General features: G+C 42.1%; 18 protein-coding genes. 4 read left to right on the forward strand and 14 right to left on the reverse strand.

The features are described from left to right. Positions 1-90: 90 nt before the first annotated feature. The 3 genes from BMW86_RS00260 to BMW86_RS00270 all read right to left on the reverse strand — a co-directional run bounded on the left by BMW86_RS00260 (position 91) and on the right by BMW86_RS00270 (position 5,299). The gene (locus BMW86_RS00260; protein WP_089777828.1) at positions 91-3,345 is read right to left on the reverse strand and encodes a leucine-rich repeat domain-containing protein; all 3,255 of its coding nucleotides are present in this window, start codon (positions 3,343-3,345) and stop codon (positions 91-93) included. A 160-nt stretch (positions 3,346-3,505) separates the two neighbouring features. Beyond that, complete coding sequence (locus BMW86_RS00265; protein WP_089777830.1) at positions 3,506-4,456, reverse strand: nitrilase family protein; 951 nt, start codon at positions 4,454-4,456, stop codon at positions 3,506-3,508. Between the two features lie 54 nt (positions 4,457-4,510). Next, the gene (locus tag BMW86_RS00270; RefSeq protein ID WP_089777832.1) at positions 4,511-5,299 is read right to left on the reverse strand and encodes a helix-turn-helix transcriptional regulator; all 789 of its coding nucleotides are present in this window, start codon (positions 5,297-5,299) and stop codon (positions 4,511-4,513) included. 101 nt (positions 5,300-5,400) lie between these two features. Between BMW86_RS00270 and BMW86_RS00275 the strand changes: the two genes are divergently transcribed. Further along, positions 5,401-6,432: an LLM class flavin-dependent oxidoreductase gene (locus BMW86_RS00275; RefSeq protein ID WP_255372816.1), complete on the forward strand. Its 1,032-nt coding sequence runs from the start codon at positions 5,401-5,403 to the stop codon at positions 6,430-6,432. On the opposite strand, the gene BMW86_RS00280 is transcribed toward BMW86_RS00275, so the two are convergent. Further along, positions 6,427-7,953 carry a serine hydrolase domain-containing protein gene (locus BMW86_RS00280; protein WP_089777834.1) on the reverse strand — a complete coding sequence of 509 codons (1,527 nt, stop codon included), beginning with the start codon at positions 7,951-7,953 and terminating at the stop codon, positions 6,427-6,429. The two genes, BMW86_RS00275 and BMW86_RS00280, sit on opposite strands and share 6 nt — an antisense overlap. A gap of 87 nt (positions 7,954-8,040) precedes the next feature. Here BMW86_RS00280 and BMW86_RS00285 point away from each other — a divergent pair, with 87 nt between their 5' ends. Then, the gene (locus tag BMW86_RS00285) at positions 8,041-8,532 is read left to right on the forward strand and encodes a GNAT family N-acetyltransferase (RefSeq protein WP_089777836.1); all 492 of its coding nucleotides are present in this window, start codon (positions 8,041-8,043) and stop codon (positions 8,530-8,532) included. Between the two features lie 55 nt (positions 8,533-8,587). Here BMW86_RS00285 and BMW86_RS00290 read toward each other — a convergent pair whose 3' ends face one another. The 5 genes from BMW86_RS00290 to BMW86_RS00310 all read right to left on the reverse strand — a co-directional run bounded on the left by BMW86_RS00290 (position 8,588) and on the right by BMW86_RS00310 (position 13,984). Beyond that, a complete protein-coding gene (locus tag BMW86_RS00290) occupies positions 8,588-9,274 on the reverse strand; it encodes a DUF4397 domain-containing protein (RefSeq protein WP_089777838.1) in 687 nt (228 codons plus the stop codon). A gap of 64 nt (positions 9,275-9,338) precedes the next feature. Next, a complete protein-coding gene (locus BMW86_RS00295) occupies positions 9,339-9,788 on the reverse strand; it encodes a DUF2141 domain-containing protein (RefSeq protein ID WP_089777841.1) in 450 nt (149 codons plus the stop codon). 189 nt (positions 9,789-9,977) lie between these two features. Then, positions 9,978-11,558, reverse strand: a complete 1,581-nt coding sequence (locus BMW86_RS00300) for a DHA2 family efflux MFS transporter permease subunit (RefSeq protein WP_089777842.1) — start codon at positions 11,556-11,558, stop codon at positions 9,978-9,980. Next, on the reverse strand, positions 11,558-12,634 hold the full coding sequence (locus BMW86_RS00305; protein WP_089777844.1) for an HlyD family secretion protein: 1,077 nt from the start codon (positions 12,632-12,634) through the stop codon (positions 11,558-11,560). Before BMW86_RS00305 ends, BMW86_RS00300 begins: the two co-directional genes overlap by 1 nt. A gap of 15 nt (positions 12,635-12,649) precedes the next feature. Next, positions 12,650-13,984, reverse strand: a complete 1,335-nt coding sequence (locus BMW86_RS00310; protein ID WP_089777846.1) for a TolC family protein — start codon at positions 13,982-13,984, stop codon at positions 12,650-12,652. 145 nt (positions 13,985-14,129) lie between these two features. Here BMW86_RS00310 and BMW86_RS00315 point away from each other — a divergent pair, with 145 nt between their 5' ends. Then, positions 14,130-14,624 (forward strand): MarR family winged helix-turn-helix transcriptional regulator, encoded by a 495-nt coding sequence (locus tag BMW86_RS00315; protein ID WP_089777848.1) that lies wholly within the window; start codon positions 14,130-14,132, stop codon positions 14,622-14,624. 40 nt (positions 14,625-14,664) lie between these two features. On the opposite strand, the gene BMW86_RS00320 is transcribed toward BMW86_RS00315, so the two are convergent. Further along, the gene (locus tag BMW86_RS00320) at positions 14,665-15,630 is read right to left on the reverse strand and encodes an SRPBCC domain-containing protein (RefSeq protein WP_089777850.1); all 966 of its coding nucleotides are present in this window, start codon (positions 15,628-15,630) and stop codon (positions 14,665-14,667) included. Positions 15,631-15,839: 209 nt separating this feature from the next. Here BMW86_RS00320 and BMW86_RS00325 point away from each other — a divergent pair, with 209 nt between their 5' ends. Beyond that, entirely contained in the window at positions 15,840-17,369 is a 1,530-nt protein-coding gene (locus tag BMW86_RS00325) for a DUF1565 domain-containing protein (RefSeq protein ID WP_255372817.1), read from the forward strand. A 57-nt stretch (positions 17,370-17,426) separates the two neighbouring features. On the opposite strand, the gene BMW86_RS00330 is transcribed toward BMW86_RS00325, so the two are convergent. From BMW86_RS00330 to BMW86_RS00345, 4 genes are read right to left on the reverse strand one after another with little or no spacing between them, the layout of a single operon-like run. Then, complete coding sequence (locus BMW86_RS00330; RefSeq protein WP_089777855.1) at positions 17,427-19,295, reverse strand: glycoside hydrolase family 97 protein; 1,869 nt, start codon at positions 19,293-19,295, stop codon at positions 17,427-17,429. 14 nt (positions 19,296-19,309) lie between these two features. Further along, positions 19,310-20,425: a glycoside hydrolase family 88/105 protein gene (locus tag BMW86_RS00335; protein ID WP_089777857.1), complete on the reverse strand. Its 1,116-nt coding sequence runs from the start codon at positions 20,423-20,425 to the stop codon at positions 19,310-19,312. Positions 20,426-20,453: 28 nt separating this feature from the next. Next, on the reverse strand, positions 20,454-22,154 hold the full coding sequence (locus BMW86_RS00340; protein WP_089783500.1) for a RagB/SusD family nutrient uptake outer membrane protein: 1,701 nt from the start codon (positions 22,152-22,154) through the stop codon (positions 20,454-20,456). 23 nt (positions 22,155-22,177) lie between these two features. Next, positions 22,178-25,297 carry a SusC/RagA family TonB-linked outer membrane protein gene (locus BMW86_RS00345; RefSeq protein WP_089777859.1) on the reverse strand — a complete coding sequence of 1,040 codons (3,120 nt, stop codon included), beginning with the start codon at positions 25,295-25,297 and terminating at the stop codon, positions 22,178-22,180. Between the last annotated feature and the right edge of the window lie 86 nt (positions 25,298-25,383).

Genomic DNA, 25,383 nt, shown 5'->3' on the forward strand with positions numbered 1-25,383 from the left:
TTCGGGAATTTATAAGGGGTCATTTACTGATTCGGGAATTTTTTATATAAAAAAGATGCTCTGCAAACACTTGCAGAGCATCTGTCATGATTATTTATTCTTCAAATCCTGGAAATCTGCGAATGCCGGATCCTCTGCCAGAACCCGTCTTACTATTTTATACGCGTCCTCTTCTCTTCCCAGTTTAATCAGGATTCTCACCTGTGTATCGTATACAAAATACTGACTTCCATCTTCTACATATTGTACTGCTTTTTCAATGATGTTCAATGCTTCTTCCAGCTCTTTTGTGTTTTGCGCAATCTCCATCATCTGCCAGGCAACAGAGTTAGCTGTGATACGCGTCACCTCTTTATGGAATTTACCCATATCAGTGAAATGCCAGATCATGACCGGGATCATACTTAATGTTTTTAATCCCTGCTGAATAGCATCCTGGTTACTTTTTAATAATTTCTCCTTAGAGAAGGTGGCTTTATGGAAAGTATTGAGATAGTTGTATGCCCAGGTTTTACCATAGTTGGCATAGAGCAGGTTATATTCATCCACTACTTTTCCCGAGCTGAAATAGCCCAGTGCAGCATCATATACTTTTAATGATTTATGCAGCTTTTTAGGGTCATCCTTTGCATTCATTAACGCATTGGCTTCTGTCATCAGCTTATTCATCTCTTTCCACAATACCACTTCTTCACTCTTATCTTCATCATTGTCAGGGCGGTTATCACGGAAATCGATGGAACAGTCAGGTAACTTTTTAGCGATGTCCAGTCTTTGTCTTACAGAGAATTTATTATATCGCAGGTTCAGTATTTGCAGTCCTGTGAGTTCAAATAAATCTGCCGGTAAGTCTGTGAGGCCATTAAAGGACAGGTCCAGTACTTTCAGGTTTTTGAGATTACCGATGCCTTCTAAATATTCCGGTGTAAGATTCGGACGTACTATACCTTTTCTTCCATCTCCCCAAACCGCATTAGGTACTATGCTAAGATGAGATTCGAACTCTTTAAAACGTTCCGGATCATGCGCCAGGTTCTCTTTTATCTCAGCAAAAAGATCTTTTTTGATAAAGGCTTCTTTACGTTCACCGTGTCTGTCGATATATAACTGTTCCAGGCTAGGAATGGTGAAAAACGATTTCAGCAGACTCTGTTTAGGATTAGGGCGGGTGGTGTAGGATATCAATCCATCACCATGCAGGATTTTCAGGTTTTTCAACTTTGATAAATCCGGTAATTTATCCAGGTAACATAGGCTGGCATCGAGGTTCAGTTCTTCCAGGTTGTGTAAGTTCAGGATACTATCGGGAATTGTTCTGAATGAATTACTACCTAATAATAAACGTTTGAGAGAAGGTATTTTTGTTAATACCTCCGGAAAATCTATAGGCGCAGACTTGCAACACTGGTACATTTCAATCTCTTCCAGGTTCTTCAATTCACTTAACCCAGCCGGTAATTTATCCAGATTTTCTAGATAGTTGTAGGTCAATTTCTCCAGGCTTTGCAGTTTACCTATGTTCTCCGGTAAAACGAAGTCCTGATGTTCTTCTTCTCCTTCAGGTGTACCAAAATTACCGGAGACATCCAGTATGCGTAATTTAGGGAGTTCTGCGAATTCTTCGGGTAATTCATGCAGACCACATTTTTCCAGGTACAGTTCTTCCAGGTTAATCATGTTTTTGATTTCCGGAGGCAGTGTACCGATGGGATTGTCATTGAATATTAATTTGCGGATAGAAGTCATCCTGGTGAGGAATTTCGGAAATTCCTTCAGGTTTTTATCAGAGAGGTCCAGTTCTGTGATTTCTCCTTTTTCGCCGGCAGCCATTTGCTGCAGTTCTTCCTGTAGTATTAAACGGGCAGGTTTAGCGCCTTTCTTAAGTGGTGATTTTCCGGTTTTGAGTAGTTCTATGAAATTAGCCTGACTAAATTCTTTCTTTTCATTAAATACTGTGGATACAAATACACGTTCAAAATCTTTTTCAGTGTAATCATATTCGAAGAAATCATTATCGTCTCCATAATAATTAATCAAAACGGCACTTTCAGCAGTAATTTGAGAATCATGGTCAGAGTTGAGCAGGTAGGGAACACGGGTGGTACCTCCAATAACAATACTACCATGGTTGTAGTTACCATCAAAAGCATATTTTATATCAGCATCGCCGGTGATGAAGATACACTCATCATAACTTTTCAATACATCACATTTTACATCCCCTAATACCAGTAAGTAAGGAAAACTGTCATTAGCAGGATGTATAGTACCTGCTACGGTGAGTGACCCATTTACCAGGATTAAAGTATCCCCTACCTCTGTTTTTTGTCCCAGTACTTTTAAGGTATTTGCGGCCCAGGCCTGGTTGAGGTCTCCCTTTATAAAGCTATCCCCTTCTAAAAGGATTACTTTGGCAAAGTTCATATCGCCGAAGGGTTCATATTCGCTGAGATCAAAGCGTTCATCTGCTTCTTTATTGGAGATGAGCTGAGGTATTGTTTCTGTACCCGGGGTACTTCCTTCTGCTGCCTGTATATCGTTGATCAGGATTTGTTTGCCTTGTTCAAGGTATTCTATAATACTGTCTATTGACAGATCTCCGTCTGCTTCCAGCAGTTCCGGGATGATGATCTCTGCTACTTCATCACGGGTATAGTCGGGCGATTCCATTCCATTTGATTGATAATCAATGGTAGTACCTTGTATATCTCCACCTACTTCCAGGTTAAAATAGAATCCGTTGAGCAGGAATTTGGTGTCTATATCTCCTCCGATACTGAGATATCCCCCATCATCACCGTACATCGTAAGAATACCGTTTTTTGCCTGTACATTGCCTCTTATTTCCAATGTAGCACAACCGTCAACGATGATGCCATTTACTTCCAGGTTACCGGTTATCAGCAGAAAATTGCCACTGCCTTCTGAGCTCACTCTCAGGTTACCATCAATCTTTACGTTACCATCTATGACCACGTTGAAAGGGTGCTCTTCTTCATATAATACTCTGTCAGAGGTATAATGCAGGTTTTCGCCTTTTATCAGGCGAACAGGTACATCAGCAGCAAAATCTCCGAAGGGCATATCAAAGGTGGGGGCATACAGTTCTTCGAATTCTTTCCAGGAAATCATGGTATGACCTGGTTGCTTTTGTATCTCTTTATACCCTTTTTTAGTCTTTTCAGCTACCAGTTTATTATATTCCTTTTGGGCTTTTTCAGGGGTTTCAAATTGATTTTCAGTGACTTTCCCTTCAACACCGATCTTACCGTAACGGGTTTTTACGATGAGGGTATCAAGGGTGATCTCCCAGAATTTAGTTTCAAGTTCGAAGTACTGTGTCATAAGATTATATATAGTAAAGCATTATAATTTATGACTCAAAAGTAAAGCTTCAAAGCAGATGTAGTTTATTTTGGTCTACTACAAATACTCTACATGGGAGTAAAAAAGCACTCTACAAATGCTATACAATGTCTTATAACACAGATTATCAATCTATTATTCATTTTTTCCCTTCCAGCCACACAACATGCTGCCTTGAAATATTCGGCTGCCCGATAATGTCTTTATAGAGTTCTGGTTTACGTGCACTTTTATACCGATGCCCTCCTGCTCTCTCTAATTTATCATCCGTAATTACGGCAATGGCAATGTCGTTACCAAGATGAGTACATTCTGCTATTACATCCCCATAAGGATCAATGATCATGGAACACCCGTTTTTCAACTGGTCATCATCCATCCCTATAGGATTGGAAAAGACGGCATAGATGGCATTGTCATATGCCCTTGCAGGTAACCATTTCATCAGCCATTCCCTGCCTTTAAGGCCATTAAATTCAATACGTAATGAAGTAGGATCATTTTCCCTGTTTGCCCAGAGAAGAGGGTCTACAAAACCGGCACCAGGACGGGATGAAGGGGTACACATCGTTACATGAGGCATGAAGATGATCTCTGCACCTAATAATGTGGTGGCTCTTACATTTTCAATGATATTATTATCATAGCAAATCAGAATGCCACATTTCCAGCCATACAAATCAAAAACAACATATTTATCTCCCGGGGTAATATGCGGATTAATGAAAGGATGTATTTTCCGGTATTTAGCTATCAGGCCATTTTTATCTACACAAACATATGCCTTGAAGACCTTATCTTCTTCCTTTTCGAATAGCCCCGCAAGAATAACAATGTTGAATTCCCGGGCAATTGAGATGAGTTGCCGGATACCGGGGCCATCAGGAATATATTCTGCCAGGTCGAAAAGAGCAGGTTTAGATAAATGCCGGGCAAATGTATACCCGGTGATGGAACATTCGTGAAAAGCAATTACATCTGCTCCTGCGGCAGCGGCCTTTGCAGAAAGTTCTCTTATAATGGAAAGATTATAATTTTTGTCACCACTGCTGTTTTCAAATTGTGCTGTAGCAATTTTTATCTTTTTCATATACCAAAGGTATAAGAAGAGAATTACCGGGAATTGTACAAACCCGACACGCTGTCAGATCTGAATAAAATTCACCGCCAGTAGATTAGCAGCCGAGATGTATTTACCAGGCGTGATACCTACCTGTTTTCTGAATTCACGGATTAAATGCGCCTGATCATAATAACCACATTCATAGGCCAGCTTAGTCAGATTGGTATCAGATGATTTATTGCGTAGTAATTTTAGAAAATATTGTAATCTTATTGTACCGGCAAAATTCTTTGGAGAAATCCCTATATTTTCCCTGAATTTCCTTTCCAGCAACCTTTCACCTATTTGCATATGCCCTGTTAATTGTCCCATCGAAATCAATCCATGATGCTGATAAACAACATTCACTGCTTTTTCAATAATGACATCCGGTGTTTTATGCAGTTTTTTAATCAGGAACTTTTCGATAAGACTAATTCTATCCAGGTTATTATTTGCATGCAGGATGCTTTCTTCCAGGATATTTACTTCGCTACCCCAAAGGTCTTGTAAACTGATAATGGTATCAGTAAGTTCATGAGCAGGAATATTAAGCAGAGAATAAGCGCCATAAGGCTGAAAAACAACTACCAGTATCCCGATACGTCCATTTGAAATAACATTGTGAAACTTGCTTATCTGCCCGTAAACAAAACTGCGGGGATGTTTAATCTGTAAAGGACCATCAATAAAAGGATCTCCAAAATGAAAGGTCATCCCGGAATTGCCATCAGGAAAAAACCTGTGATCTGTCGCAACATTCGTATCACTTTCTAATATCAGAAAGTGTTTAACAATATTGGATAAAACAGGAGAAGGCAATAGTTGCATACCATAAATTTACTTTAACTGTAGCAATAATGAACAAATCGTCCATCATTTCCGACATTCTATCCAACCGCTAAACCTATTACAAAGCTTAATTTTATACTATGAAAAATGTTATGGAGATAGGAATAGATAGTTTCGCTGCCAGGTTTAGTGAAAATGCCGGCACAGCCATTAGTGACAAAGATGCGATGGTACAATTGCTCGAAAGAATTGAACATGCAGATCATTCAAACCTTGATATATTCGGTATCGGAGAGCATCACCGGAAGGGCTTTCTTGATTCTGCCCCTACGCTTATTCTTGCTGCCGCCGCGGCCCGTACCAAACGTATAAAACTTACCAGTGCGGTTACAGTACTCAGCGCAATCGATCCGGTAAGAGCATTCCAGAACTTTGCCACGCTGGACCTGATTTCCAATGGCCGGGCTGAGATGGTGGTGGGAAGAGGCTCGTTTACAGATGCTTTCCCTTTATTTGGCTATAGCCTTCAGGATTATGATGAGCTTTTTACAGAGAAACTGGATCTTTTGCTGAAGATCCGTGAGAATGAGTTTGTCACCTGGTCTGGTAAGTTCAGGCCCGCGTTGAAAAACCAGCCTGTATATCCAAGACCTTTACAGGACCCCTTCCCTGTCTGGTTAGGTGTAGGTGGTACCCCTCAATCATTTGTTCGTGCAGGAATGCTGGGTCTGCCACTGATGGTGGCTATCATTGGTGGGGAAACACACCGTTTTCGTCCGTTAATAGATCTTTACAGAGAGGCTGGATTAAAAGCAGGGCATTCTCCTGAAAAATTAAAAGTAGGATTACATTCATTAGGTTATGTAGCCAATACCACAGAAGAAGCTATTGATGGTTTTTATCCGGGTTATGCAGCAAGTATGACTAATATCGGGAAAGAACGTGGCTGGCCACCGATGACCAAACAAAGATTTCTTGACCAGATGGGGCCCAAAGGGGCTTTGCTGGTGGGAAGTGTTGAAGAAGTAGCGGAAAAAGTTCTTCGTCATGCCGATGCACTTGGAGGTATTTCCAGACTTACTTTCCAGATGGATAGTGCAGCATTAACTCACGAGAAGCTAATGGAATCCATAGGGTTGATAGGTACACGATTGAAACCATTAATATTATAACACATCCAGATGGTATTCCTGTATCAAAGGTGGATTTTCAGGCGTTAGCGTAAAGCTTACTTTGATGTTCGCCTTTTCGCCTTTGATAATAAAATAACCTCTTAATTGATTTTCTGGTACTACATCAGAGATCGTAATTGTTTTACCGGCTTTAGCAAATGCTTCCTCAGTTGCTATTTTTAATTTATCAGGAAAATAGTCCATGAAGAAGTTATCGGCAAATATGCCACTTTGTTTGGCCTTGCTCCAATCGGCAATTACTTTCAGGAGATCATTTTTACGCTGGTCTAATATATCAGATGCAGGCAATGCTCTTGGTTTTATTCCAGACAGGGCAAGCAGTGTATCCAATGCAGCGGAATTGGGATAGCTGGCGCGGGCATACGTTAAATTGGCAAATGAGACCACTCCTACCCCGTAATCCGGCAAGATGTTCCAGTTACTGCCAAAGCCAGGCAACCCGCCTGTATGACCTATATAAACGCGATTTTCGCAATCCTTTGCCCAACGCAGACCGTAAGCATAAGCGCTTACATTGGGGCAGGGGCGACCGGTAGTCGTTTTCGCATTAGCAGATAAATAGCTCAGGTCCCAGGGATATTGCATTTCGCGGATGGAACTCCTTTTAACCGGACTCGTTTCTGCATCATCACTTGCTGGCCAGGCATCCATATGTACAGCAATGTATCTGCTGAAATCCTCGATACTGGTAATAAGTCCGCCCATAGCACCGTAAGCGCCATCATGTAACAGGGGCTGCTCTACCCATTCATTATCCAGCCAGCGGTAACCTAGTGCCAGCTGATTTTTAGGTACATCTGCATATTCCCAGTAGGTATGCGTCATGCCCAGCGGTTTCAGGATATTATCATTGATATACTGCTCATAAGTTTTGCCTGATACTTTTTTAATGATATAGCCCAGAGTAGCGAAACCAAGGTTGCTGTATTCATATCCCGTACCTGGATTATTTGAAAAGGAAACACCCTTTTTGTAAATGGCTAACAGTTCATCATCACTAACTGCCAGTTGCCTGTCGCCCCAGGGATTATCTTCCGGGTAACCAGCGGTGTGGGTAAGCAGATGTCTTAAGGTGATGAGCGTTGCATCCTTAGTTAAGTAATGCGTATTCTTCATTTCGGGGATGTAGAGATAAGCAGGGTCATCCAGTTTTAACTTACCCTCATCCCGCAATTTCAATATGGCCATAGCAGCCAGACTTTTAGTCATGGAGGCTATGCGAAAATCAGATTTGGAAGTGGCCGGAGTTTTAGCCTTGATATCCGTATAACCAAAACTACCGGTATGTACCAGTTTACCATCTACAATAATACCATATACCAGGCCCGGGAAATGGTTCTGCGCTGCATAATCTTTATAAATCTGATCGATTACAGGATAAGTAGCTTCTATCTTCTTTAACCTGTCAGGATCTGTGAATTTTGCAGGTTTGTAGTTTTGGGCCAGCGTGATACTACAGCAGGTAGTTAATAATATGGTATGAAAGGATTTCAGGATCATGTTACATATTTACGAAAAATTTCCCTGAAACTATAGCATCATCTTTTTTAATATCTTGTGAACAACAACAAACAAACAAACAATGATATGTTGAGTCTTGCAGACATACACATCAGAAGAGAATTATTACCAGGAGACCTGGGGTACATAGCCTATATACATGGACTATTATATGCCCGGGAATTAGGATATGGTTTGAATTTTGAAGCCTATGTGCTTGGCGGGTTACAGGAGTTTGCCCGCCAGTATGATACAGAAAAAGACCGTGTCTGGATTTGCTCACATAACGAAAAGATCATTGGGTTTTTAGTCGGGGTTCATCGCCATGATATTGTGCAGTTCCGGTATTTCATTTTCCTGCCGGAGTACCGGGGTATTGGATTAGGTAAAGTGCTGATGAACGAATTTATCGCATACATGAAAGAAAGCGGATGTAATAAAGCTTATTTATGGACAACCAATGAGCAACAGGCAGCCATCTCTCTTTACATCAGATATGGATTTAAACTTACTGAAGAAAAAAAATCACATGCATTTGATAAGGAACTGACAGAATTAAGATATGATTTAGAATTATAAATAGAAAAGACCTGTTAGGTCTTTTCTATTTATTGATTGCTTTGGTTATAATACCTTAATTATGTACCACCTGATGAACACTCACATTATCAGAAGAAGACCCTGTAATATAAATCGTATAAATTTTACCGGCCACCAAAGTACCTGCATCGAAACTACCAATACTGGTTTTCAGGGCAGTATCATAAATCTGTAAAGAGAGGGCTCCTGAATCAATATCCTGGTAGCTGCTTGGAAGGTCTCTTACCAGATTTGTTACCAGGTTGTTACCGGCCCCATTTTTAATATTAATATTGACAGGTATCCCATTGCTGAAATCGAGGAACTTAACCCTTGCCTTCCCACTAGCCGGAGCTGAAAGATTATCCTGATAAAATTTAACTCTTGCATTTGACCCCTCTCCTGCCAGATAAACGGTATAAGTCAGATCTCTGAAGATCCACAATTCTCCTGATGCAAAATTGGAAGACGATCCTTCAGTTCTGAATTGGGCCACCATTCTTGATCCGGCACTGGTATTGATATAATCGGACGACTCTGTATAATCAAGTCCGCCGCTAATCAGTACATTATTGGCAAGGATGAAACTCATTCCTGTAGAATTGGGGGAAGCATTCACCACTTTCAGGTTAACACTTCCGCCCTCATCTACATCGTTTTTCTCGCAGGATGAAATGGATATAGCTAATGATAAAATCGTTAGTCCAGAGAACAGGTTCTTCAATAATGGTTTTAATTCCATGATATTAGTTTTAATTTTTTAAAACATATGCCGGACAATGGTCAGTTGTCACGGCATATATTGTTTACATATATTTTACCTTTATTTCTATCTTATTTTCAGCGGCACTTTTTACGTCTACCTTAAAATCATCAAATGATGGCTTACTCATTTTAGTCATATAGAAGTTTGAAAAGCCAAATCCTTCTTTTGGTATCCCAACCAGGTTCTTGTCAATAACTCCATTCTTATTTTCATCATCCAGCAGTGTTATACCATAAGTACCGGCTTCCAGTGTGCAGTTCAATACAACTGTTCCATCGAGAACATCTTTCTTTTCAAATACAAATTTTTTGTAAGGTTTCTGATCATCGTAGGTCTTATTGTCTTTAAATACATTAAGAACGATTTGACCTTTATCAGATTTGATACCTGTAATCTTTACCTGGATGTTTTGGGCGAAAGCAGCGGATACATTCAGCATAACCAGCAGGCCAAACATGATGCCAGTGCAGAAGAGGATTGTTTTTTTCATTGTTGTACATTTAAAAGTTATGCAACGAAAGTAATTGGATGCCACATTTTGTCATACACAGAACTTAATCAAACGGACAAAACTATCAACGGAGCGGAAATTTCAGGATGTAAAACAAAAAACACCGGCACAAGAATATGCCGGTGTATACTTAACCTACAACTGTTACACTGTTTGTAACTAAAATATTTAATGCGCTCCGCCTATATTCACACTTTCTCCTTTTTTAATTTTTGCCAGAAATACCAGCGGAAGGATAACGGCACAGATGATACCAATCATCATAAAACCTTCTCCATAGGCTAATATCGATGATTGCACATTTAATGATCCTTCCATCATACCCATCGCCATTTTATGGGCCTGTTCGGCTGAATTTCCCTGAGCTGTAAACTGGTTCGTCAGGGCTATCATTCTTTCATTAGAGGCCGGATTGTAAAACGATAAGTTTGTCATCAGGTCTGCCCGGTGTGCAGCAATTCTCCTTGTCACATATGTATTAATGATAGCCAGACCTACCGAGCCTCCCAGTAACTGGAGCATATTTGAAAGACCGGAAGCCTGACTGATATCTTTTCCTTTTAATCCTGCAAGCGTCAGACTTGCTGCTGGTACGAATATGAAACCGAATCCCAGGCCACGTACCAGCTGGGGCCATAACATATCCCACTCTCCGGCGGCCGGTGTTGTCAGACCATAGGTGAAATATTCATAAGCAATCACGGCTCCAAATCCGAAAAGCAGCAGTATTTTAGGACTGATCCCCTTTTTTATCAATGCACCATTTACGCCCATCAACATACCTGTAAGGAAAGCGGAGGGCAGGATAAGCAACCCTGTTCTTGTGGCATTCCATCCTAAGAAACCCTGTACAAATACCGGATAAAGGAATACCGAACAGTAAATACTTAACCCGAACGCAAACCTTAATGCAGAACCAACTGCCACGTTTCTGAAGCGTAATATGCGAAGGTCTACCACAGGATTTTTAGCTTTGAGTTCCCGTACAATAAAAAGAACGATACTTGTTACTGCCAGAATAAAGAAAATAATAATGAAGTTACTGGCAAACCAGTCTTTTCTTTCCCCTTCTTCCAATACCATCTGCAAACTGCCGATACCAACAATTAAAGCCAGTATACCCAGGTAATCGATTTTTCCCTGCAATTTATTCTTTGCACCTTTTATGAATTTCCAGGAAAGGATAGCTGCTGTAATCCCGATAGGTACATTGATATAAAAGATCCAGCTCCAGGAAAAGTTATCTGTCAGATAACCTCCCAGGACAGGGCCAAGAGTTGGCCCCATTACAATACCTGCGCCGAAAATTCCATTTGCTTTATCCAGTTCTTCCGGTGGGAATGTTTCAACCAGTACCGTCTGTGCTGTTGCCAGTAATGCTCCTCCCCCTATGCCCTGTATAAAGCGCCAGAATACGAGCGTCCAGATAGAGCCGGAGAAACCACACATGAAAGAGGCAACAGTAAACAGGATGATGGATGCGGTGAAATAATTCCTTCTGCCAAAGATATCTGCCAGAAAGCCTGTCAGGGGGATAATGATGATATTGGAGATAGCATAGGCAGTAATTACCCAGGCCGTTTCCTCTACAGTTGCACCAAGGTTACCCGCGATCTGCCGGGTAGCCACGTTAACGATAGAAGTATCAATAAGCTCCATGATAGCACAGGTAATTACGGTGATGGTGATCAGCCATTTACGTGCCCCCACTTCATAAGTGGGTTTTAACTCAGCAATTGCTTCCATCATTAATTGGTTTTAACTTTTACGTACACACTCATGCCTGCACGTAACTGGTAATTAGGGCTTTCATTATCTGCCATCGTTATTTTTACAGGGATACGCTGTGTAACTTTTACGAAGTTACCGGTAGCGTTATCGGCTGGAAGGAATGAAAACCTGGCGCCTGTTGCCTGAGAGAGTGATTCTACTTTTCCGGTAAAGGTAGTGTCCGGATAAGCGTCTACCTCTATATCCACCTTTTGTCCGGTACGCATTTTCTGTGTTTGTGTTTCCTTAAAGTTGGCCATTACCCAGAATTTCTTATTGTTGGCGATGGCCATTAAAGGAGTACCAGTGGCCACTACCTGTCCTATCTGTACATTTTTCTTAGATACGATACCATTTACCGGAGCCACTATCGTGCAATAAGAAAGTTGCAATTTTGCTGCTTCGAGTTTAGTCCTTGCCTCTTTCACTGCCAGTTCTGCCAGCCCGATATTCTCCTGCGTACCTGATACCTGGGTACGTGTATTTTCTACCTGCAGTTTGCTTGCATCAATCTGCTTAACCAGAGCATCCCGCTGGCCGATAGCTGCTTGTAATTTAGCATCTGCATCCGCTTTATCAGCTTTTACCTGATCGAATTGCTGTTGTGTAGTGGATTTTTGCTGTAGTAACTGCGAGTAGCGTTCATAATTCTTATCTGCTACGGCTAATCTTGCTTTCGCCGCCTCAATCGCCGCAGTTGCAGAAGACATAGTGGCCGATACAGCATAGGAGTTGGCTGTCATATTGGAGACATTTACATTAGCAGAGGCAGTATTGATGCCAGCTACCTTTACATTCCGTAAAGCCTGCAACAAACCAATTTCTGCCTGTTCTACAGCTATCCTGAAAGTGGCATCGTCCAGTATTACCAGTGTATCCCCTGCCTTCACCAGTTCATTATCGTTCACGCGGATCTCTGTTACGGTGCTATAAATCTTCGGGATCACCGGGCTGATATCAGCTTCAAGTTGCGCGTTATCGGTCCCTTCACCGGAGCAACCAATCATAAATACTGAAATAGAAAAAGAAAGTAAGAGCGTATTGATAGTGTTCATATAATTTGATTTTGACTATTTAGCGGTTTCACCTGTTGACTTGATCAATTTTCTGTAAGAGAGTTCTGCATTGGCTTTAGCAGACGCAAAGTTTAGCTGAGCCTGCAGCAACCGGGTATTAGCATCCAGAAAATCCGTTGGCGTAGTTGTCTGCGCATTCAGTTTATTTTGTTCAACCCTGAAGTTTTCTGTAGCCTGATCTACTTCTGTTTGAGCCAGACTCATTTTATCGAGGGTCTTTTTATACTCGAGATAATTCCTGTTTACTTCTGACTGGATATTCTCCTTTGTTTGTTGCAGCGTGCTGTTTAGCTGTGCCAACCCAAGTTTGCTTTCACTTACCACTGAACGGTTTGTATAAAGGGAGGATATTCTCCACGACAGACTGGCGCCGGCATAAGCGGAGTAGTCGAACTTGCCTACACTGGGAATAACGCGCTGGTTGGGCCTGTCGTAATTATAATGACCCACCAGGCTTAATGTGGGGAAGTAATCTGCTCTTGCTGATTTTATCCTGTATTCAGCCGCTTCAGTTCTCCATTTAAAGCCCCTTAAGTCGGGTCTTTTAGATAATGCAGCCTCCTCATAAGCCGACAGTGGTTCGATGGCTGCTACGGGATGCAGATACTCATCAGGGATATCGATGATGGTGGAGACGTCGATGCCTGTTGCGAGGCAGAGATTATAATTAAGGCTTCCTGCCAGGCTGGAGATATCCGCAAGGTTTGAACGGAGTGTAGTGATCGAGAGATCAATTTTCAGCACATCATTGGCCAATACGATTCCCTGTACACGAAATGTTTCCAGATCATCACGTTTCTTGCCCAACGTTTCAATATTCGCCATGATGATCTTCTGAGAAGCATTGGCATTATATAGATTAAACCATAAGTCTGTAACTGTATGGTCCAGCTCCAGTATACTTTTGTCATAATCTGCTCTTACTGCCTCTGCTTCTGTTTTTAAAGCCTTTTTCCCCGAGCTTACCTTTCCACCGCTGTACAGTAGCTGAGTAAGGTGTACAGAGTTGTACGACTGGTCCAGTATCTGCGGATTTAACACAAATGAACCATTGGGAAGACTGATGGAAAAGGGCTCAATGTTATTACTCATGCGCTGGTATGACGCATTCAGGCTCACCTGGGGTAAGGCGTTACCGGATACCTGTTTAACCCTTTCCCGGGCCATACGGTATTGCAGGCTATCAGCATTAAGCTGGCTGCTATGCTTACGCGCCAGCATAATTGCTTCCTGTAAAGGTAAGGGCCTCACCTGCTGCGAATAACCAGACATAGGAAGAGCCATGAGCAACGGTATGAACCGTGCAGTCACATTTTTTAAAGAGAACATTTGATGCTGTTGATTTAGACCATAGCAATAACTATGGTATTCCAGTGAAAATATTAGAACTTTACAATTGCAGAACAAAAGTAAGCAATGTTTACTAAAAAGTAATCATTGTTTACCAAATTTATTATTTTTACAAAAAAATGATATGAAAATCGAGGATAGAATTAGAGAATATGAAAAGGATTATGATAGAAACTGGCAGCGTCTGATTTTTCTTTTAAGAAAACACCTGGATATATGGAGTCATAAGCACATTAAGCCTTACTGGGGACAAATGAAGTTATCCTACATGCCGGTAATCTGTAATATTACGGTAGATGGAGGGAGTACAGCCATGGATATTGCACGGAAATCTATGATCGTAAAACAAACAATGAGCCGTACACTAAAGGAGCTGGAGGAAAAAGGGATGATAGCAAGTAAAACAAATAAAAATGATAAGAGAAGCGAATACCTTGAATTATCAGATAGCGGGAAGCAATTGATCCTTGATGCCAATATTGAATCAGCAAAGTTGCTGGACACTTATAAAGAGCTGGTAGGAGAAAAGAATCTTGACATTACAATTGAAGTTATTAATAAGATCATTGCATATCATGAAAGCTTGAATATAGCTGAGGATGAACATTTCGGTGATTAAAAGGGAAACATTCCGGCCCGGAATATTTCCCTTTTTTTTATTATTTGAGCTGGTGGTTTAGCATCCAGTTGATACCAAATTTATCAGTAAATGCAGCGAAGTAAGCTCCCCAGAACATATCTTCCAAAGGCATGGTAACTATACCACCTGCAGAAAGTGCATTAAATAATCTTTGGGTTTCCTCTCTTGAATCAGGCTCCAGGTTTATATGCATATTATTCCCAAGTTCCAGTTTGAAACCCATGCTTTCAGGTGAATCAGTCGCCATTAATACATGACCTGCCATGATGGTCAGTTCTGCATGGATAATGAGTTTTTTATCTGCCTCACTCATTGGTGGAATTTCTTTAGGCATCTCTATATCACCGAATCTTCTTAAACCTACACCTGTAAATTCTCCATTAAAAACTTCTTTGTAAAAGTTGAATGCTTCCTCTGTTTTCCCCGGGAAATTCAGATACGTAGTGACTCTTGCGTTATTATCTTTCTTCAGTTCTTTCCTGATTTTAAACTGTGTACTTAAGTAGTGATCCAGATTGCTTAAAGCTGCATTGAATCCTTCCTGTAAGCCCATGTTAATGATCATTTCCAGATCAGCTTCTTTATCAAAAGTGATTTCAACTCTTACAGTTGTATTATCATCCGTTTCACTAAATTCTTTACTCCAGTGCATAGTTGGGAAATCCAGGTTTTCATTCCCTACTTCATCGCAAAAATGAACTGAGTTGGTGATGCTCTTTAAGCGTCCGATTTTTTTATAGTTTTCTTTACACCAGGTGTTCCTATCACCTTCTGGTCCTACCATGCAGTACAGCCAGTAACCACCTTCCCTGAAATCCATTGTCTTTGTTTCAGCCCTGTAAGGTTTAGGCGCCCACCATTGGTCAAGCATTTCACTTTCTGTCCAGGCCCTCCAGACGTGTTCCAACTGAGCATCAAATGCCCTTACAACGGTCAGTTTCTTCTTTTGTAAATCCTTTGTAAAGACTGTTTCCCTGTTTATCATGGTTTTTTATTTTTAAGGTTACCCAATAAATTGTCAAGTTGATCAAAGCGATTTTCCCAAAGGGTGCGGAATTGTAATTTGCAACCATTCAGTTGCAAATATATATGCAACTAATCGATTGCGCAAAATTATTTTTAAAATATGCTGCCGGATTCACCCGTTTGCGTCAAACGTGTGTAGTTAACTTAATCATGAAACAAAGCATCATAATGAAAATATTCTTAGCAGCTATGATCGTCGCAGCCTGCAGCAAAAGTAGTCTGCCTGCGGAAGTTAACACTATCAACAAGCACCATACTTACTATGTATCTCCAACTGGCAACAATGCCAACGCAGGTACACTAACAGCCCCCCTGAAGTCCATTACAACAGCGCTGAGCAAAGTTGTGGCAGGGGATACTGTAATCGCCAGAGGAGGAACTTATTATGAACAGATCACATTTCCCCGCTCAGGTGCAGCAGACAACTGGATCACATTGAAAGCATATCCCGGTGAAAAGCCCCTGATAGACGGCAGTAATATTTTAGTAACAGGCTGGCTGGCTCTTGTGACCATCAGCAATGCCAGGTATATTTCAATAGAGGGGTTCGATATATGTAACCTGATTTCCTCCGCTTTCAACACAGACCCTGAGGGTATTGCAATTAATGGTGACTCACATCATATTACCATAAAGAATTGCAATATCTACAATATAAAAAGCAGCGCTTCACTGAAAGACTGGCGTAGCGGTCATGCAATACTGGTGATTGGCAATGGCACTATAGCTATTACCAAACTGGTCATCACCGGCTGTTCGGTACATGATACACAAACCGGAACCAGTGAGAATATTACACTGGCAGGGAATATTGACAGTTTCACAATCAGCCATAATAAGATATACCATACTGAAAACATAGGGATCATCATTGCTGGTGGAGATGGTCTGAATCCTAAAGGTGATGTGGCTACTAACTACGCCCGCAATGGGGTAATAAGTGATAACGAACTATATAACATTTCGATGAGCAATAGCGTGGATATATGGGGCGCCGGTAATTATGGCGCCATTGCTATCTACGTTTGCGGAGGGGCAGGTGTTGTAATAGAAAGGAATATAGTGCGTGACAGCGACCGTGGTATCGGACTGGTGAGTGAAAGCAATATCTATCCTACAAAAACGACCATCGTAAGAAACAACTTCGTGTACAACTGCTGGCGGACAGGCATTTATATGGGAGATTATCTGAACTATACTTCCGGTGGCACATATGACTGCTACGTAGTGAATAATACCCTGTTTCAGAATGATAGTGCTATTGGCGCTTTCGGTGAAATAGAAGGAGAGATCCGGCTTACTGAACGATGTTTTAACAATGTGATCCGTAATAATATCGTATATGCAAGCCCTGTAGATGTATTCATTCACAAATACACAAACACAGGATCAGGAAATATCATAGATAATAACCTTTATTATACTACCGGTACACCGCAATGGATCTGGAACAGCACCAATGATACACCAATAACAGATTTTCATTCCTGGCAGGTTACCAGCGGAACAGATGCTACTTCCACCAACGGAGCAGATCCTTTACTAGTGAGTATAGCAACACCCGATCTCCATATACAGGCATCCTCTCCTGCTAAAAACACCGGATTTGTAATTAGTACTGCGATAAATGGCACATTGGATATTGATGGTAATACCCGTATTAAGAATAATATGATCAGTAAAGGAGCACAGCAATAAATTAAAAAGGGAAACATAAAATTTATGTTTCCCTTTTTAATTTATTGTAGCGTTAAACTACTTCTTATTTATAGTATAACGGGCTACATATCCTCCTCCCGGTACCAGTTGCAGAGAAATGACATCCTGTGGTGTACAGGAAGTATCCTCCACTTTCACTGCCGCGCTGCTGTCCACATCATCCTTTACAACAGACACCTTATAATTTGATGCTTTCAGGAAACTGAGCGGGATCCTTAACGTTTGTGGCTGAGTGCCATTCATGATAGCCAGGAACCAGGTATCTCCCTTACGCCGGGCAAAAGCCGCCAGTTGTCCTATTCCGGATTGTGGTAACACAATAGTTTCATCCCAGTTGGCAGGAATATGCCGGATCATGTCTGCGGCCGGATTCTCCAGGATATGCTGCGGCTGTGCAGCATATGTAAGCAATGGGGCACTCAGGATAGCTGCGCTGGCTATCTGATGGGCCCAGGTAGTATTCTTCCTGCGTTCTCCAAAATGGACTACTGTATATTCTGCGGGTCCGGCCAGTAAACGTGTGAAAGGTATCGTAGTTTCATGTGTGGCCCTGTCTGCCAGTTTGCTGGCTTCCATACCTTTTACGGCTTCCCTTGTTAGTTCATTAGGCCAGGTCCTGGCCAGACCTGTAGGCTTATTGGCTCCATGAAAATCTGTCAAAAGATGGTATTCCGCTGTTTCTCTCAGAATAGCTGTATACAGGTCCACCACCTCTTTAGCTTCATGATCAAAAAAATCGATTTTTACTCCTGCTATACCCAGGTCATGACATCGTTTAAAAAAAGCAAGGCGTACGTTTTTATCCCGCAGGTATTTGGAATGCTTCCATACCCAAATACTTACATGCTGCCTTTTACCATCATTCACCACATCCCTGATCTGTTCATCACTCCATTTTTCCCAAAAGCCTTCCAGGATATTGTGCTCAAAACCCAAAGCAGCCGCTTTTGCTGAAAAGTCCTTTATTACTTCAGGTGTGCCTTCTCCCCCACCGTCCAGGTACTTCCATACTGCACGCCCAGGCCTGATCCAATCTGTTTGTACTCCTTTAGGGAAGAGTTTGGGATCAGGAGGCGGACAAAGATCATGTACCATATCATTGTTCACCATGGCATTCAGATCTGCACCAATCATCACTACCCTCCAGGGAGTTGTAATAGTACCACTGACAGCCGCTGGTTTTGATAAACGGATAACATCTTCTTCGCTGTAGCGTAACTTGTAAGGATATGAAACCGGCTGCTGATGTGCCAGACGCAGCACCAGACCGCGATTCCCATCTGCTTCCAGCGCCATACCACTATAGTTCACAAGATTAGCTTCTGTAATAGCAGCATAAATGCCCTGCGGTAATTTTAAAGTGGCTGGCGGTGCTACCCATTCTCCTTTCTGCAATGCTGAAATCTCTTTTTTTGCATGAACACTTTCATAATGCATCACCAGGTCGTGATACCATATCTCAGTACCTGTTGGAATATTAAATACTGTTGCTTCGTCAGGGACACGCAGTTTTCCTGCAACACCTGGGACTACTGTCCGGAAAGCAATGCCGTCATTGAATACCCGTACATCCAATGTATACTGCTGCATGGCAATACTTGCACCATTACAATTATTGGTGGCCCATGCATGTACGCCCATCCAGGGATAACGTTCATTGATCGTATAACGTTTAACCGTACCGGTTTTTACCCCATCTGTGAGTATTTTATCATCAACAGATAAGATCATAGGTGATCTTTCAATAACCGGCTCATTTCTGAAGGTAACTGTATATTGTAACTGATGATCAGAGATAAATAATCTGAACCGGATTTGTCCGTCAGGACTAGCAACTACTGTGGTATCGGCAGCAAAAGCTTTTGAAATGAAGAGCATTAAGTAAACAAACATTTGCTTTTTCATACGTGTTTTTTATTTTATCGTAATAATGCTGCTGCACACCATAGTACGGGTGCCTGTCCATGCATATCACCGGTAATACGTTTACGGTCCAGGTAATACTGACGGTCATTTTTCTTATTGGTGCCTTCGCATACTTCCCGGATATCACCGTTGTCATCAATGTAAGTTATCAGTGCCAGCCATCCCTTACGCGCTGCAGGTCCATAGACAGCAGCATCAAGCCATCCCTGTTTTACCCCGGTGATCATCGCAAATGTGAACATACCTGTACAGGAAGTTTCCTGCCATGAAGCCGGATCATCAATCAGCTGCCGCCACATACCATCGGCTGCCTGGCACTTAAGTAATGTAGCCATCATCTTTTTGTATCCCTGCATGATGCGGGGCCTGTCGGGGTTATCTGACGGTAATGAGCGTAACAATTCACTCATGCCTGCTGCCATCCAGCCATCACCCCTTCCCCAGAAAAAGGGCACATCAGGTGCATGATAAAATAGTCCGTTAGGTTGTTGTAATGAGTCCAGATAAACCACCATTTCTTTCGCAGCACGATCAATATACTGCCGGTTACCTGTAGCGCGATAGGCCTGCGCCTGCACTGCTGTGATCATAAACATATCATCTATCCACAAACGGGTTTGCCAGGTAAGTCCCTGCTTAGCATAAATAGCAGATTCCGGCTTTACGTGTGCCCCTTCGGGTGTTCCCCATTGTTTATCTGCAATTGCCTTTCCCATATCCAGGTAGCGCTGCTCTTTCAGTTGCTGATACAGCTCTAAAGGCACAGCCCCGAAAACGGCATGATCTACATGATCTGAAGGTGGTACCAAAGCCGCTTCTGCCCCGAAAAGAGGGTCGAAACGTTTGGCCAGTTTGCCTGTAAGGGCCTTATCTCCGCTTGCTTTGGCAAATGACAATGCTCCATACCATGCACATACTTCCGGATATGTAATAACAGAAGGTGGTGTTGCCCTGCCAAAATTGGGATGCGGAGAGTCAAGGAAATGGTTGGCCACCTTTTTCCCGATCTCTTCCGGCGAACTACCTTTGGGAAAATGTTTCAGTGTACCGGATTGTGCATTGACAATACCGTAATTAAGAATCATCATAAAAATCATCAGGCGTTTCATGCTATTGTTTTAATGGATTATAGATCATTTACCAAAGTGGGTTCTGCGGATATACGGGACCGGTAGTCGTCGCATCTATCTGCGTTTGTGGAATAGGCCGGAGTACATGTTTATCCTGTATGTTGGCCTGTGCATCTGTATTATGTAATCTTATCCGGCTGAGTAACTTCCCTGTTCTTACCAGGTCCAGCCATCTCACTAATTCCCCGCATAACTCCCGGGAACGTTCATCCAGGATATAATCCAGACTGAGGTCGGATGCCTGTATTTCCATAGCCTGCGGGTCACCGGACGGGTATGCTGCCCTTCTCCGGACGGCATTGATATAAGGCACCGCATCTGCCGGACGGCCATCCATAAATGCAGCTTCCGCTGCTATCAGGTATGTATCCGCCAGCCGGTAAACAATGATGGGTCTTATAGAAGGCGCATTCATATCGGAGCGTTTGGTATCAAAATATTTGATTAATGTTGGCGCTAATGTGGGTACATATTTGCTGGGTGGAATAACCTGGTAAGGGGTAGCTTTTATCTGAGCATCAGGCACTTCATGACCGGGCATAAATATAGCGGTATCTCCCGGTTTAAATTTGGGCTGACCCGGCTGTGCACTGGCCGGAGCACCCGGTGGCAATGGATTTGGCCAAGTAGGAATTAACTTCAGGCTATTACAGATCCATGCCGTTTGAAAGGTTTTATTATACCGGGTATCATTCACTCTTTCTGCAAATGCAGTATCTGTTAACCAACGGGTAGGAATAACGCGTATGTAGGGGCGCCCATAAAAAACATCCCGCTGCATACCTGGCTGGTTCTCATATTGCGGCACCCATAAATGGCATAACAGATTATCCATATCCCGGTTATCCTGCTTGGGAGAACCATTATATGCCAGGTTCGATGTATGCTGTATACTCCATAATACTTCCATATTAGCCTCATTCCCTTCCTGGAATACTTTTCCGAAATCAGGCAATAACCCCAGTCCTGATGAGGCGCTGCTATTGATCAGTGCTGTGGCTGTGGCATAAGCATTCCTGTAATCATCCGCTTTTTTTGCAGAAGAACCGGCCCTTGCCAGATACACTTTGGCCAGCAGATGCATGGCTGCTGCCGCAGTAGCTCTGCCAGGTTGTACACCGGCAGTGAGAGGACTTGCCGGAAGAACTGCAATAGCGGCATTCAGATCTTCAATAATAAAATCATACACATCGGCCATCGGAGCACGGGTAGCAGATGTAGTGGGAGTACTCTGGAAGTTTTTATTCAATGTAACATCTCCCCAGAACTGTACGAGTATAAAATAATAATTCGCACGCAGAAACTTTGCTTCTCCCACCATCCTCTTTTTGAGCAGAGAATCCATCCCGCTTATTCCCGGTGCATTATCCACCAAACCATTACAGGTATTAATATAGGTATAACAATATTTCCAGACGTTAGCTACATTACCGGCTGATGGTGTATAATTACTGGTATAACCATTCAGCTCCGTGTTACCATCAACTCCCTTTTTAAATTCATCCGTTCCGGCCACCGTCAGGGTATAAAAATCCTGTGGGCCCCAGATCCAGCGGTTACCAGCATAGGCGGCATTTAAACCGGCATCAAAACCCTGTGCGGTAGTAAAAAATTCCGGGGTGAGAATAGACATCGGGTTTTCGATTAACTTTTTCCCGCAACCGGAAAACAACCCTGTTACAAACAGGAAAATGATTATTTTTTTCATAACACGGTGTTTAATCATTCATATTATAAAGACATGTTGATACCAAATATCATAGACCAGGTACCCGGAGTATCCACATTCATATACCCCTGGTTACTGGTACCTGAACCAGACCCCATGGCCGTTTCAGGATCTATCCCTTTATATTTGTTCCTGTATGGTGAAAAAAGAATGAATGGGTTCTGTGCAGTGGCATATACCCTCAGAGAACCAATACCTAACCGTTTCACGACTGCCGGTTCCAGGTTATAACCCAGGCCTATACTCCTGATCTTCAGATAACTGCCATCAAAATAACTTAGCAGGGCACTGTTTGGTGTATTGGTATTTGCATGGTTAGGTTTGGGATAGAAATTTTCACCACTCCCCGGTGTCCAGTAATCCACATCCAGGTTATTATAATTGCTCTGATAAGTGTTGATAAAACTACTGCTCTGGTGCATTCTGCTCACGATAGTTCCGCCTATTCTTGCAAATGCTACTATCGTCAGATCAAATCCTTTAAAAGTAAAACGGTTGGTAATACCTCCCTCCCATTTGGGTTGGTTGGATCCCAGGATTACACGGTCATCTGCGTTAATAACAGAATCTCCGTTGGTATCTGCCTGCCTGATCTGGCCAATAACGGAACCGGAACCGGTGACCGTCAGTCCATATCTTTTAGCCAGTAAAGAATCACCTTTTGTATTTTGCCAGATTCCCTGCTTTTTATAATCGAAGATGGCTCCTATGGGTTGTCCTACAAACCAGTTATTGGTAATATCCCGCTTAACATTATTCGCCAGCTGGGTTATTTTTCCACGATTGATAAAAACATTCAGATCGGTCGTCCAGCCAAATCCGTTCCCTTTATGCTGAATGTTTACTGTGCTGAGATGTAACTCTATCCCTTTGTTCGATGTCTTCCCCACATTGGTCACTATCGCATTGGGGATACCGGATGTAGGCGGTAATGTTTGTGGTAATAACAGAGATCTGGTAGCCTGCTGATAAACATCTACAGAACCCGCAACACGATTCTCCCAGAAGCCAAAATCAACCCCTGCATTCAGGGTAGAAGTATACTCCCAGGTAAGTGCAGGATTAGCCACATTTGTAGGATAAGCTCCGGTTACATTTGTAGATCCGTAATTATAGGTGAGGGCTGATAAAGCACCCAGTGTCTGGTAAGGAGAAATAGCTGTATTACCAACGGTACCATATCCTGCTCTTAATTTCAGATCTGAAATAGTATGGTTGGATTTCAGGAAAGATTCTTTGTAAAGGTTCCATGCCACTGCTACGGATGGGAACACATGGTATTTATTTCCCGGTGCCAGACGGGAAGAACCATCAGCACGCAGGGTTAGTGTAAGTAAATATCTTTCATCATAATTATAGTTAATCCTCGCCATATAAGAGAGAATATCCCATTTTTCGTATGTACCCTTTCCGTTAAGATTTGATGAATACTGTGGATTATAATATTGCAGGAAATCTGCAAGGATAGTATTATTATTAAACTCATTGTTTTGAGATTGTGACTCCTGCAAACTATACAATCCTGTAAAGTTGATCTTATGCTTTTCTGCAATGGTCTTCTCGTACAGCAGTAAATTCTCGAGGGTATAATTGAGTGAAAAAGCAGTTTTATTGCTGGATGTATTTAAAGTACCCTGATTGTATGTTGTTTTGCTGGCATAGAAATTACCATATACATCACTTCTTATTTCTGCACCGGCATTCAACCTGTATTTTAATCCTTTAGCCAGGTTAACTTCTGTATATAAAGTAGTAAAGGTGCCAAATCTTTTACGTGTTTCCACTGCTGCACCGGGTAAAAGATCCGCTAGTGGATTCCATACCTGGCTGGCTGTACCCGGCACATATGCATTCATCAATGCTCCGGTACTGTCATATGGAGATACCAGCGGATTTGCACGCAGTACCTGTCCCATCGGATTCGCGTTCTCTCCACTGGTAATAGAATAAGTATTCAGCGTATTAATACCAACCTTTACTGATTTTCCCAATTGCTGATCAATGTTGGCTTTCACTGAAAAACGTTCAAAAGATTGCCCCGGATAAATACCTGTTTCTTTATAATATCCACCGGATACCGCATATTGTGTAGTTTCCGATCCGCCGGTAACTCCCAGCTGATGATTGGTTGTCAGCCCCGTTTTATAGATCAGCTTTTGCCAGTCTGTACTGCGGCCCGTTTTAATTCCCTGTACTTCTTCCTGACTGAAACTGCCATTGGTGTAAAAAGCAGGATCATCCAGTCCGGTATATTTCCCGGGAGTTTCATTAATAAGCGCCCATTTTTTAAACGTGGTGAATTCCGATCCATTCATCACATCATATTCCCCCATATTTTTAACAAATCCCGCATAGGCACTATAGGTGATAACCGGTTTACCCAACCGTCCTCTCCTTGTACTTACAAGGATCACCCCATTAGCGCCTCTTGAGCCATATATAGCCGTAGCAGAAGCATCCTTTAATACTTCTACGGACACTACATCATCCGGGTTAAGGTCATTAATATCACCGTTAAAAGGGATCCCATCTACAATAAACAACGGGTCGTTGGTCGCGTTGACAGACCTTGTACCTCTTATCAGTATTTTAGGCTTTGTACCAGGTTTGCTGTTACCTCCGTTCTTCTGTACATCTATGCCTGCTCCCTTTCCCTGTAATGCCTGACTTAAATTAGCGACAGGCACATCCCTTAATGCCTGTTCCTTTATAGAAACAATAGAACCCGTTACATCTGATTTCTTTTGTGTGCCATACCCCACCACTATCACTTCATTCAGACTTTTTTTATCCAGTTGTAACGGGATCACCAGGTTTGTCTGATTTTCATTTCCAATTTTGATTTCCTTACGTAAGTATCCAGTAAAAGATATTCTGAGTGTAGCATTCGGAGAAACATTAATATTGAACTTCCCCGTAGTTTGGGTGGTGGTTCCTTTCGTGGCACCTTTCACCAGTATTACAGCACCAGGAAGAGGTTCTCCCTGCTCATTGGTAACAATTCCTTTTATAGCTATAGCAGTGTCATTTACTGATTGCCGGGCATATAAGCTGCCTGAGAAAAAAAATAAATAGTGAAGTATTACAATCCCCCATATCCCTGAATATATCAGATATTTCATAACGTATTTTTTAAATGTTACAATAAAGAATCCCAGTCCAAACGTATATTGGTTAAGGGTTGAGCAGTATTTATCTTAATGCAAAC

Source organism: Chitinophaga sp. YR573, from assembly GCF_900110995.1.
GTDB lineage: Bacteria > Bacteroidota > Bacteroidia > Chitinophagales > Chitinophagaceae > Chitinophaga.

Excerpts from the sequence above, each read along its gene's own strand:
- BMW86_RS00260 (WP_089777828.1), bottom strand. The coding sequence starts at position 3,345 with ATGACACAGTACTTCGAACTTGAAACTAAATTCTGGGAGATCACCCTT.
- BMW86_RS00265 (WP_089777830.1), bottom strand. The coding sequence starts at position 4,456 with ATGAAAAAGATAAAAATTGCTACAGCACAATTTGAAAACAGCAGTGGT.
- BMW86_RS00270 (WP_089777832.1), bottom strand. The coding sequence starts at position 5,299 with ATGCAACTATTGCCTTCTCCTGTTTTATCCAATATTGTTAAACACTTT.
- BMW86_RS00275 (WP_255372816.1), top strand. The coding sequence starts at position 5,401 with ATGAAAAATGTTATGGAGATAGGAATAGATAGTTTCGCTGCCAGGTTT.
- BMW86_RS00280 (WP_089777834.1), bottom strand. The coding sequence starts at position 7,953 with ATGATCCTGAAATCCTTTCATACCATATTATTAACTACCTGCTGTAGT.
- BMW86_RS00285 (WP_089777836.1), top strand. The coding sequence starts at position 8,041 with ATGTTGAGTCTTGCAGACATACACATCAGAAGAGAATTATTACCAGGA.
- BMW86_RS00290 (WP_089777838.1), bottom strand. The coding sequence starts at position 9,274 with ATGGAATTAAAACCATTATTGAAGAACCTGTTCTCTGGACTAACGATT.
- BMW86_RS00295 (WP_089777841.1), bottom strand. The coding sequence starts at position 9,788 with ATGAAAAAAACAATCCTCTTCTGCACTGGCATCATGTTTGGCCTGCTG.
- BMW86_RS00300 (WP_089777842.1), bottom strand. The coding sequence starts at position 11,558 with ATGATGGAAGCAATTGCTGAGTTAAAACCCACTTATGAAGTGGGGGCA.
- BMW86_RS00305 (WP_089777844.1), bottom strand. The coding sequence starts at position 12,634 with ATGAACACTATCAATACGCTCTTACTTTCTTTTTCTATTTCAGTATTT.
- BMW86_RS00310 (WP_089777846.1), bottom strand. The coding sequence starts at position 13,984 with ATGTTCTCTTTAAAAAATGTGACTGCACGGTTCATACCGTTGCTCATG.
- BMW86_RS00315 (WP_089777848.1), top strand. The coding sequence starts at position 14,130 with ATGAAAATCGAGGATAGAATTAGAGAATATGAAAAGGATTATGATAGA.
- BMW86_RS00320 (WP_089777850.1), bottom strand. The coding sequence starts at position 15,630 with ATGATAAACAGGGAAACAGTCTTTACAAAGGATTTACAAAAGAAGAAA.
- BMW86_RS00325 (WP_255372817.1), top strand. The coding sequence starts at position 15,840 with ATGAAAATATTCTTAGCAGCTATGATCGTCGCAGCCTGCAGCAAAAGT.
- BMW86_RS00330 (WP_089777855.1), bottom strand. The coding sequence starts at position 19,295 with ATGAAAAAGCAAATGTTTGTTTACTTAATGCTCTTCATTTCAAAAGCT.
- BMW86_RS00335 (WP_089777857.1), bottom strand. The coding sequence starts at position 20,425 with ATGAAACGCCTGATGATTTTTATGATGATTCTTAATTACGGTATTGTC.
- BMW86_RS00340 (WP_089783500.1), bottom strand. The coding sequence starts at position 22,154 with ATGAAAAAAATAATCATTTTCCTGTTTGTAACAGGGTTGTTTTCCGGT.
- BMW86_RS00345 (WP_089777859.1), bottom strand. The coding sequence starts at position 25,297 with ATGAAATATCTGATATATTCAGGGATATGGGGGATTGTAATACTTCAC.